This window comes from Variovorax sp. YR752 (assembly GCF_943372545.1).
Genome location: NZ_CALRZC010000300.1, coordinates 1 through 8,573, shown reverse-complemented (window position 1 = coordinate 8,573; position 8,573 = coordinate 1). Strand labels below are relative to the sequence as shown.

Sequence of the window (8,573 nt, the reverse complement as noted above, 5' to 3'; positions counted from 1 at the left end):
CATCTCCTTGCCGGTCAGTGCAATGTCGCCGGCGGCGTCGCACAGCAGCACGCGCACCGTGGCCTTCTGCTCCAGCGCCTGGCCGGCCAGCACGAGCCCGGCGCCCTGCGCCATGGCATTGCCGGAATGGATGTTGACGAACAGTTCCTCGGCGTGCGCGGTCGATGCGGCGGCCAGGGCGAGGGTGATGACGAGAGATTGCTTCATGAACGAACTCCTGTGGATGGCGGGGTTGGAAACTGGGGTATGGATGCCGGTTCGATCCGGCTCAGGGTGCTGCCGGCGGCTGCAGCCGCTGCGCCAGGTCGTGCACGTTGGCGGCGTGCTCGATGCCGAGCACCAGGCCGCGATCGACGGCGACCAGCGTCAGCTGCCCGGCGCGCCGCGGCCACTCGGACGTGAGCGCGGCTTCGGAGGCCAGTGCCACCGGGAACGGCAGCTCACGCAGCCTGGGCAGCGCGAACATGCGCGCGACCAGGGCAGGCATGCCGGAGATGTCGGCGAGGTAGACGGCCTGCAGCGACTTCAGCGCGCCCGGACCGCGGGCCTTCAGCCAGTCCTGCGCCAGGTCGGCCGCGGCCTTGTCCGGCGCGAACAGCAGCCATCGCGCCGCGCCGGGCACGGCGACGGCCTGGCCATGCTGGTCCTGCAGCACCATGGCGGGCAGCGGCTCGCCGATGCGCAGCGCAGCCGCCTGAGCCGGAGGGGCGAGCGACATCAGTCCGACTGCCAGGCCGAGGGCGACTCGGTTGCGCAGGCGCAAGCCCCAGCGGACAGGCCACTGCCAGCATGCCACCGCATGACGTCGGACGACAGCACCTTCGATGCCTGGCTGGCCGGCGAGATCGATGCTGTGGAAGCCTCGCTCGCCAGTCAGGGCGCCAGCTGCTCGCTCGACCGCCGACGCGAGGCATCGCCGCGGCTCAAGCATGACGAAGGCCGCTATGCGGCACTGCGCCTGGCGCGCCGCCTTGGTGAACGAGGCGACACCTTGCAGGCCCTGCGCGACGAGGCCGGGAAGGCGCGAGCGTTCCTGGCCAGCGACAGCCCGCTGGCGCGCGACCGCGCCTGGGTGGCGTACCAGCAAGGCCTGCTGGAGGCGGCCGCGCAGGTGCTCGAGCGCGCGGACGCTCACGGCAACGCCGCCTCGACACCGCCTGCGCACTGAGCGCGGGCCGCGTCGTCGCCGACGTTCAGCAGGTGGTCAGCCATCGACGCGAACGCACGCTCGACCGCCTCGCGCAGCTCGACGTCGGCCACCTGCTCGGCCAGCGCCTGGTGCATGCACAGCATCCATTCGTCGCGCTCGGCCGGGCCGATGCGGTAGGGCGCGTGGCGCATGCGCAGGCGCGGGTGGCCACGCTCGGCCGTGTACAGCGGCGGGCCGCCGAACCAGCCGCTGAGGAACTTGAACAGGCTGTCCTCGGCGCCGGCCAGGCTGTCGGGATGGATCTTGCGCACGGCGTAGGCCTCGGGCAGTTCGTCCATCAGCGCGTAGAAGCGCTGCACCAGGCGGCGGATGGCTTCGGGGCCGCCGAGCGCGGCGTAGGGAGTCAGGGGTGTCGATGCAGTCATGGTGTGGGGAAGTCGGACGGGCTCAGGCGGCGCGCGCCGCCGGCGCGGCCGGCGGGCCGAAGATGCGGTCGGTGAACCGCACGTACCAGGCCGCGGCCTGCACCTGGACGACGTAGGCCAGCGCGATCAGCAGCGCCGCCTCGGCGCCTTGTTCGCGGAACGCGCCGATGGCGATTGCCAGCGCGATGGAGAGGTTGCGCATCACCGTGCCGTAGACCAGCGCGATGGCGTCGCCGCGCGCGAACAGCGCGCGCCCGATCACGCTGGACAGCACGAAGTTCAGCGCGTAGATCGCCAGCAGCGGCAGCAACAGGGCGCCCAGCGCCTGCGGCGCGCGCAGGATGTCGTGCGCCTTCAGCGCCATCGACACCGCCACGATGCCCAGCACGCCGAGCGTGGACCAGGGTGGGAAGCGCAGCTTGTGGTGGCTGTCGAAACGCTCGCGGCCGCCGCGCGAGACCAGCCACTTCTGCGTGAGCTGCCCCAGGGCCATCGGAAGGAAGACGATCAGCGCGATCTGCAGCGCCACCTGCAGCATCGGGATCTCGACCACCGTGCCGAGCAGCGCCTTCAGATAGAGCGGCGCGAGCAGCGAGCCGGCCAGCAGCCCGAGCACCGTCATCTTCACCGCAGCCGGCACGTTGCCCTTGGCAAAGCCGGTCCAGGAGATCGTCATGCCCGAGGTCGGCAGCAGCGCGGTCAGCAGCAGGGCCAGGCGCAGCGCCGGTTGATCGGCGAAGAACAGCAGCCCGGCGGCCCAGCCGAGCAGCGGCATGAGCACGAAGTTGATGGCCAGCGCGACACCCTGCAGCCGCGCGCCGCCGGGGGCGGCCAGCGCTCGCAGGTTGAGCGACACCATCATCGGATAGACCATCAGGAAGGTCAGCGGCAGGATCGCCCAGCGCAGCGCGCCGGCATCCACCACCGACCCGCCGAGCAGGCCCAGCAGCATCGCGCCCGGAATGCTCCAGACCAGGTGCTTCTGCAGCCACGCGAGCACGGTGTGCATCTCAGGCGTCCGCCAGCCGCTGCACCACGCGCTGCAGCGCGGCGTGGGCGCGCTCGCAGGCGGCGTGCACCGCGGCGTTGTCGCTGTGCAAGGCGATCACGCGCGGGTCCTGCAGCACGATGCGGCTGCGGCCGGCTGTGGCCTCGCTGACGCCGCAGCCGCAGGGCAGCAGCGCGGCGATGTCGGGCTCGGCACCCATCAGCGCATGCGCGATGCCGGGGCTGCACACGCCGATCAGCTTCTGCGGATGGCTGTCCAGGCCGAGCTTGGCCTTCAGCGTGGCCTGCACGTCGACCTCGCTGACGATGCCCATCTGCTCGGCGGCCAGCGCGGCGCGCAGGCGCTCGATGGCGGCGCCCAGCGGCTGGGCGAGTTCAATGGCGAAGGCGTAGGGGGCTGGTTTCATGGCAGTCCTGGGTGGGGGAAGGGGAAGCCGGGCGCTGCGGCGGCAGCGCCGCCACCCGCGCGAGGAACTCGTCGCGGCTGGCCGTGCCGAACCACGGATGCCAGCGGCGCTGCTCGAACACGGTGCTCGCCGCACGCCCGCGCTGGGCATGGCCGGCGAACAGCAGCGTCTCGCCGGGCAGCGTGAAGATCAGGCGGGTCACGCTGTCCCACAGCGCGCGCGGATCGGCAGGGCGCGGCTGGAACGGGCAGGCGTCCACCGCCAGCAGGCCGCCGCAGAAGAGCCGGTCGCGCCAGCGGAAGCTCAGGCAGCCGGCGGTGTGGCCGGGGGTGGCGAGCACCTCGACGTGCTCGTCGCCGAAGGGCAGCAGCGTTTCGGCGGGCACCTGGTGCAGCACCTGCGGCGCCCCGAGCGACCCGAGCGCCGCGACTTCGGCCTGCGGCAGCAGCGCGTCGTGCTCGTGCGTGCGCAGCACCCAGCGCAGAGCGAGGCGGTGCTCGTCGAGCATGGCGCGCAGCAGCGCCACGTCGGCGCCGCGCGGGTCGATCAGCACGGCCTGCGCGGACGCGAGATCGGCGAGCAGGTAGCTCACCGCCCCGCTCGCATCGTCGTGCAGCATGCGGAAGTACATGGTTCAGTGCATCAGCTTGAGGGCCGCGGCCAGCGTCAGCGCCGAGAGCACCGCCCAGCCCGAGAACAGCACGCGCCACGGCACGAAGCGCGGCACGAAGCCGACGCCGCGCACGAAGCCCGCGCTCATCGCCCAGAACAGTGCCGTCGCCAGGCCGTGGTCGGCGTGGCCGGCGGCGTCTGCCATCAGCGGCGGGTAGAGCGTGCCGGCCACCATCAGCACGATCGCGGCGACGAGGCTGGGCGCATGGATGCGCGGTGTGGCGGCGGGCGCGATCGTGTTCACGACTCATCCCCGCGCTCGCGCGCGGCGGCACGCGCTGGCTCGTTCTCGCCCCACATCGCATTCATCACGGCCAGCAGCACCGCGAAGCCGACGCCGAGCATCCAGGCGAAATACCACATGGTTCGTTCCTTTCCTCAGGCCGCGTCGCTCTCGCCGACCACCAGCCGCGTCTCGCTCAGGTAGCGGTGCGGCGGGATCTCGAGGTTGGTCGGCGCGGGCTTGTTCTTGAACACGCGGCCGGCGAGGTCGAAGGTCGAGCCGTGGCAGGGGCAGAAGAAGCCGCCGTGCCAGTCGGCGCCGACGTTGGGGTTGCCGCTGTCGGCCGACACCGCGGTGGGCGAACAGCCCAGGTGGGTGCAGATGCCCACGGCGACCAGCACCTCGGGCTTGATCGAACGCCCGGGGTTGCGCAGTGCCTCGGGCAGGTCGTCGCGCTTCGAGTCGGGGTCGGCCAGCGCGGACTCCTGGCCCTTCAGCGCGGCCAGCATCTGCGGCGTGCGCCGCTGGATCCACACCGGCTTGCCGCGCCACTCGACGGTCTTCATGCCGCCGGGCGGGATGTCGCCGATGTCGACCTCCACGGCGGCGCCCATCGCCTTGGCGCGCTCGCTGGGCGCGAAGCTGGAAACGAAGGGCACGGCGGTGGCCACTGCCGCAACGCCGCCGGCCACGCTGGTGGCGATCAGCCAGGTGCGGCGCTCGGGGTCGCTCGCGCCGGGGGTGGGGGTGTCGGGGTTCATCGGGACGGCCGTCATGTCGGGCTCCTTGGGGTGGCAATGCGGGTGTGCGTGGGATGCAAGGGGTTCAGCGGCGCGCGCCCTCGTCGGGCAGGTCTTCCCAGCCGGTGACCATGGTCTTGATGTGGGCGAACACGGTGTGGCCGGTGGTGGTCAGGTAGACGTGCACGATCACGAAGCACAGCATCAGGAACGCCGCCGCGGTATGGGCCCAGGCCACGGCCTCGAGCGTCAGCCAGTGCTCCAGCCCCAGGCCGGGCCAGAAGGCGCGCAGCAGGTAGAGCAGGCCCGAGCCCCAGATCAGCGGCGACACCGCCGCCAGCAGCACCAGGTAGGTCAGCCGCTGCAGCGGGTTGTGCTTCTTCGCCGCGGTCTTGTGGTACGGGTGCGGCGCGCCGGTGAAGATGCCGTAGGCGTAGTAGCGCGCCATCGCGCCAACCTTGGCCAGCGTCGGGATGTACTGGCGCCACTCGCCGGTGGTGAACTGCCAGAAGATCGTGAAGGCCCACAGCATCAGCAGCACCCAGGCGGCCAGCGTGTGCACGCGCACCGCGCTGCGGAAGCCGAGCAGGTGGTAGCTGCCGTGCACCTCGAAGCCGGTGACCAGCATGGTCAGCACCAGCACGGCCTGCGACCAGTGCCAGAAGCGCTCGTAGCGCTTGTACAGATAGATCCGTTCAGCCATGGTGGCTCCCGATGGTGGTGCGGCGGCGGGCCAGCATCCGAACAGCGGCATGGGCGAGCACGCCGGCGAGTGCCGCGGCGGCGGCCAGCCAGCCGAGGCGGTCGATCCAGGGCTGCCGGTCGCGGCCCGGCACGTAGACGCCGGCCAGGCTGCCCAGGCGGCTGGTGGCAGCGTCTGCGTGGCAGGAGTCGCAGCGTGCTGTCTTCTCCTTGGGCGCGACCATGTGCGTGATCGGCCACAGCATCTCGGTGCGCACGAAGTCGTGCTTGCCGCTGTAGGGCATGCCGGTGGCCTGCGCGCCCGCGGTCAGCGCCTTGGTCCAGTCGAAGTTGAACCAGAAGGCGGTGTCGTCCGGCACCGCGGTGTGCGGCACCAGCAGGCGCTTGTGCTCGACGTCGTAGGGCTGCTTGCCGATGAAGCGCTTGACCGGCCAGATGCGCGCGAGCGGGTCGTCGGGGCTGCCGTGGAAGGTGTTGATCGGCACCGGCTTCGTCGGGTCGATCAGCATGTCCTGCGTGGTGTAGCTCACCGTGCCGTTGAACCACAGGTACTCGGGCCGAACGTTCTCGGCCAGCGTGAAGTCGCCCTTCTTGCTGTCGTAGATCACGTGGCCGTGCGCGTCCTTCTTCTGGATCGGCTTGCCTTCGGGCGACAGCCGGCCGGCGGTGGACCAGTCCCACGCCATCTTGGTGGCCACGCCGCCGCGCGCGAACTCGGGCACGTGGCAGGCCTGGCAGGCGAGCTTGTCGGTGTGGTTGTTCAGCAGCTCGACCGCCAGCGCGCCCTGCTTGTGCGGCTTGTCGCCGTGGCAGCTCTGGCAGGTGGCCGCGTTGCGCGGCTCGTGCGCCGTGTCGCCGCGCAGGCGCGGCCCGTGCGGATCGGCGGCCGTCATCGTGATGCGGCTGCCGGCGATCTGGTGGCCGTCGGACTCGTGGCAGGTCGAGCAGCTGAAGCCGGCGCCGCCCACGGACTTGTCGGCCATGTGCACGTCGAGCTCGCGGCTGGCCTTGTCCAGCGAGGAGTCGAGGTCGCCGTGCTTGACGCCGTCGCCACCGCCGCCGAAGTAGTGGCAGCTGCCGCAGTTCTCGGTGCGCGTCCTGCCCACGCCCTGCGCCACCTTGGCCAGGTCGACCGGTTCGACGAACCTGCCCGAGCCGGGCGGCAGCTCGGTGCGCTGCGTGGGCACCTCGCCGGCCATGCCGGCGGGCTTGCGGTAGCCGCCGCTGTGGTGGCAGACCAGGCAGTCGACGCGGGTCTCGGCCTTGAAGTCGAAGTTCTTGTCCTTCCAGCCGTAGCCGACGTGGCAGGACTGGCAGAACGGCTCGTTCGACTGGTCGCCGATGCAGAAGCCGTTGAGCATGGTCTTCTTGCCGAGCTTCTGGCCGGTCTGCGGGTTGGTGTACTCCCAGGTCCAGTGCCGCGTGCCCATCACCTGCCGGCCGGCCTCCGTGTGGCAGGCGAGGCAGACCTTGGTCACCTCTTCGCCACTGGCGAACGGCCCCTGAAGCTCCTTGAACTTCGAGTGGTCGGCCGTGGTCTTCGCGGCGGCCGGCAGGGCGACCAGCAGCGCGAGGACCACGAGCAGGCGGGGGTGCAGCTTCATGTCAGTAGGCCGTGTGGCTATTGGCCCGGATCTGCGCCACCGTGACCTTGCCGCGCATCACGCGGTAGGCCCAGGATGTGTAAAGGACGATCAAGGGCATGAAGATCAGCGTCGCCCAGAACATCAGGCCCAGCGTGAGGTGGCTGGAGACGCTGTCCCACACGGTCAGGCTCGCATTGGGCTGGGTCGACGACGGCATCACGAAGGGGAACATCGCCGCCCCCGCCGTGCCGATGACGCCCACGATGGCCAGCGACGAGGCGACGAAGGCGCTCAGCGTGCGCCGCGCCGCCACCAGTGCCGCCGCGGCCAGCGCGCCGGCCAGGCCCAGCACCGGTAGCAGCCACAGCAACGGCTGCGAGCGGTAGTTCAGCCACCAGGCGTCGGCGCTGCGCGCCACGGTCTTGGCCAGCGGGTCGGGCAGGGCGCCGGGGTCGATCGCCGAGGTGATGACGAAACCCTCGATGCCACCGAACTTCAGCCACAGGCCGGCGCCGACGAAGGCCAGCACCATCACCGCCGCGGCGCCCACCGCGCCGCGCACGGCACGCTGCTGGATCGCGCCCTCGGTGCGGTGCGCCAGGTACATGCCGCCGTGCATCGTGATCATCGCGCTGCTGACCACGCCGGCCAGCAGTGCGAACGGGTTGAGCAGCTGCCAGAAGCTGCCGGTGTAGGTGCTGATCAGGTAGTCGTCGAAGCCGAAGGGCACGCCCTGCAGCAGGTTGCCGAAGGCCACGCCGAAGATCAGCGGCGGCACGGCCCCGCCGACGAACAGGCCCCAGTCCCAGGTGCTGCGCCAGGTGGCGTTGTGGATCTTGCTGCGGTAGTCGAAGCCCACCGGGCGGAAGAACAGCGCCCACAGCACCGCCAGCATGGCCCAGTAGAAGCCGCTGAAGGCGGTGGCGTAGACCAGCGGCCAGGCCGCGAAGATGGCTCCGCCGCCGGTGATGAACCAGACCTGGTTGCCGTCCCAGTGCGGGCCCACCGTGTTGATGACGACGCGGCGCTCGTCGTCACCCTGGCCGACGAAGGGCAGCAGCGTGCCCACGCCCATGTCGTGGCCGTCCATGATGGCGAAGCCGACGAGCAGCACGCCCACCAGCAGCCACCAGATGATCTTCAGGGTCGGGTAGTCGATCATGATGTGTCCCGGATGGCGTCAGGCGTGCGCCGGTTCGAACTGGTAGCGGCCGGTGCCGAGCGAGCCCGGGCCCTGGCGGGCGAACTTCTGCATCAGGTAGATCTCGACGATCAGCAGCACCGTGTAGAAGCCGATGAAGCCGGCCAGCGAGCCGTACAGGCTCTCGACGCTGAGCGTGGACACGCTCAGGTGCGTGGGCAGCACGCCGTAGATGGTCCACGGCTGACGGCCGTACTCGGCCACCAGCCAGCCCAGTTCGCTGGCGATCCACGGCGCGGGCAGCATCAGCACGGCAGCCCTGAGCAGCCAGGGGCGCGCCTTGCACTCGCTCTTGAGCGTGCTCCAGAAGGCCAGGCCGAAGAGCAGCAGCATCGCGAAGCCGAGACCGACCATGATGCGGAAGCTCCAGAACATCGGCGCCACCTTCGGCACGGTGTCGTGCATGGCGCGGTCGATCATCTCGGGCGTGGCCTGGCGCACGTCGGCGGTGTACTTCTT

At 70.8% G+C, this 8,573-nt stretch carries 13 protein-coding genes and 1 pseudogene; 1 reads left to right on the top strand and 13 read right to left on the bottom strand.

Annotated elements, in window-relative coordinates; genetic code table 11:
* Both AAG801_RS37955 and AAG801_RS37950 read right to left on the bottom strand, forming a co-directional pair.
* Positions 1-207: pseudogene (locus AAG801_RS37955) on the bottom strand (hypothetical protein); the annotation flags it as partial.
* A 61-nt stretch (positions 208-268) separates the two neighbouring features.
* On the bottom strand, positions 269-718 hold the full coding sequence (locus AAG801_RS37950) for a hypothetical protein (RefSeq protein WP_341893066.1): 450 nt from the start codon (positions 716-718) through the stop codon (positions 269-271).
* Positions 719-799: 81 nt separating this feature from the next.
* On the opposite strand from AAG801_RS37950, the gene AAG801_RS37945 reads away from it, so the two are divergent.
* A complete protein-coding gene (locus AAG801_RS37945; protein WP_341893065.1) occupies positions 800-1,168 on the top strand; it encodes a hypothetical protein in 369 nt (122 codons plus the stop codon).
* Here AAG801_RS37945 and AAG801_RS37940 read toward each other — a convergent pair.
* The 11 genes from AAG801_RS37940 to AAG801_RS37890 all read right to left on the bottom strand — a co-directional run.
* Positions 1,132-1,575 carry a group II truncated hemoglobin gene (locus tag AAG801_RS37940; RefSeq protein ID WP_341893064.1) on the bottom strand — a complete coding sequence of 148 codons (444 nt, stop codon included), beginning with the start codon at positions 1,573-1,575 and terminating at the stop codon, positions 1,132-1,134. The two genes, AAG801_RS37945 and AAG801_RS37940, sit on opposite strands and share 37 nt — an antisense overlap.
* A 22-nt stretch (positions 1,576-1,597) precedes the next feature.
* Positions 1,598-2,584: a bile acid:sodium symporter gene (locus AAG801_RS37935; protein WP_341893063.1), complete on the bottom strand. Its 987-nt coding sequence runs from the start codon at positions 2,582-2,584 to the stop codon at positions 1,598-1,600.
* 1 nt (position 2,585) lies between these two features.
* Complete coding sequence (locus AAG801_RS37930; RefSeq protein WP_341893062.1) at positions 2,586-2,990, bottom strand: DUF302 domain-containing protein; 405 nt, start codon at positions 2,988-2,990, stop codon at positions 2,586-2,588.
* Positions 2,959-3,621, bottom strand: coding sequence for a hypothetical protein (locus tag AAG801_RS37925; RefSeq protein ID WP_341893061.1), 663 nt, complete (start codon positions 3,619-3,621; stop codon positions 2,959-2,961). The genes AAG801_RS37930 and AAG801_RS37925 overlap by 32 nt, the downstream gene beginning before the upstream one ends.
* A gap of 3 nt (positions 3,622-3,624) precedes the next feature.
* Complete coding sequence (locus AAG801_RS37920; protein WP_341893060.1) at positions 3,625-3,906, bottom strand: cyd operon YbgE family protein; 282 nt, start codon at positions 3,904-3,906, stop codon at positions 3,625-3,627.
* On the bottom strand, positions 3,903-4,025 hold the full coding sequence (gene cydX, locus AAG801_RS37915; RefSeq protein WP_341893059.1) for a cytochrome bd-I oxidase subunit CydX: 123 nt from the start codon (positions 4,023-4,025) through the stop codon (positions 3,903-3,905). Before cydX ends, AAG801_RS37920 begins: the two co-directional genes overlap by 4 nt.
* A 15-nt stretch (positions 4,026-4,040) precedes the next feature.
* Entirely contained in the window at positions 4,041-4,661 is a 621-nt protein-coding gene (petA, locus tag AAG801_RS37910; protein WP_341893058.1) for a ubiquinol-cytochrome c reductase iron-sulfur subunit, read from the bottom strand.
* Between the two features lie 49 nt (positions 4,662-4,710).
* On the bottom strand, positions 4,711-5,328 hold the full coding sequence (locus AAG801_RS37905; RefSeq protein WP_341893057.1) for a cytochrome b/b6 domain-containing protein: 618 nt from the start codon (positions 5,326-5,328) through the stop codon (positions 4,711-4,713).
* The gene (locus AAG801_RS37900; protein ID WP_341893056.1) at positions 5,321-6,931 is read right to left on the bottom strand and encodes a tetrathionate reductase family octaheme c-type cytochrome; all 1,611 of its coding nucleotides are present in this window, start codon (positions 6,929-6,931) and stop codon (positions 5,321-5,323) included. The genes AAG801_RS37905 and AAG801_RS37900 overlap by 8 nt, the downstream gene beginning before the upstream one ends.
* Before the next feature lies 1 nt (position 6,932).
* The gene (gene cydB, locus AAG801_RS37895) at positions 6,933-8,075 is read right to left on the bottom strand and encodes a cytochrome d ubiquinol oxidase subunit II (RefSeq protein WP_341893055.1); all 1,143 of its coding nucleotides are present in this window, start codon (positions 8,073-8,075) and stop codon (positions 6,933-6,935) included.
* A gap of 18 nt (positions 8,076-8,093) precedes the next feature.
* The coding region (locus AAG801_RS37890) for a cytochrome ubiquinol oxidase subunit I (protein ID WP_341893054.1) at positions 8,094-8,573 on the bottom strand (480 nt) is incomplete at its 5' end.

Bases quoted from the DNA above. Each gene is read 5' to 3' on its own strand.
- AAG801_RS37950 (WP_341893066.1), bottom strand. From the start codon at position 718: ATGTCGCTCGCCCCTCCGGCTCAGGCGGCTGCGCTGCGCATCGGCGAG.
- AAG801_RS37945 (WP_341893065.1), top strand. From the start codon at position 800: ATGACGTCGGACGACAGCACCTTCGATGCCTGGCTGGCCGGCGAGATC.
- AAG801_RS37940 (WP_341893064.1), bottom strand. From the start codon at position 1,575: ATGACTGCATCGACACCCCTGACTCCCTACGCCGCGCTCGGCGGCCCC.
- AAG801_RS37935 (WP_341893063.1), bottom strand. From the start codon at position 2,584: ATGCACACCGTGCTCGCGTGGCTGCAGAAGCACCTGGTCTGGAGCATT.
- AAG801_RS37930 (WP_341893062.1), bottom strand. From the start codon at position 2,990: ATGAAACCAGCCCCCTACGCCTTCGCCATTGAACTCGCCCAGCCGCTG.
- AAG801_RS37925 (WP_341893061.1), bottom strand. From the start codon at position 3,621: ATGTACTTCCGCATGCTGCACGACGATGCGAGCGGGGCGGTGAGCTAC.
- cydX (WP_341893059.1), bottom strand. From the start codon at position 4,025: ATGTGGTATTTCGCCTGGATGCTCGGCGTCGGCTTCGCGGTGCTGCTG.
- petA (WP_341893058.1), bottom strand. From the start codon at position 4,661: ATGACGGCCGTCCCGATGAACCCCGACACCCCCACCCCCGGCGCGAGC.
- AAG801_RS37905 (WP_341893057.1), bottom strand. From the start codon at position 5,328: ATGGCTGAACGGATCTATCTGTACAAGCGCTACGAGCGCTTCTGGCAC.
- AAG801_RS37900 (WP_341893056.1), bottom strand. From the start codon at position 6,931: ATGAAGCTGCACCCCCGCCTGCTCGTGGTCCTCGCGCTGCTGGTCGCC.
- cydB (WP_341893055.1), bottom strand. From the start codon at position 8,075: ATGATCGACTACCCGACCCTGAAGATCATCTGGTGGCTGCTGGTGGGC.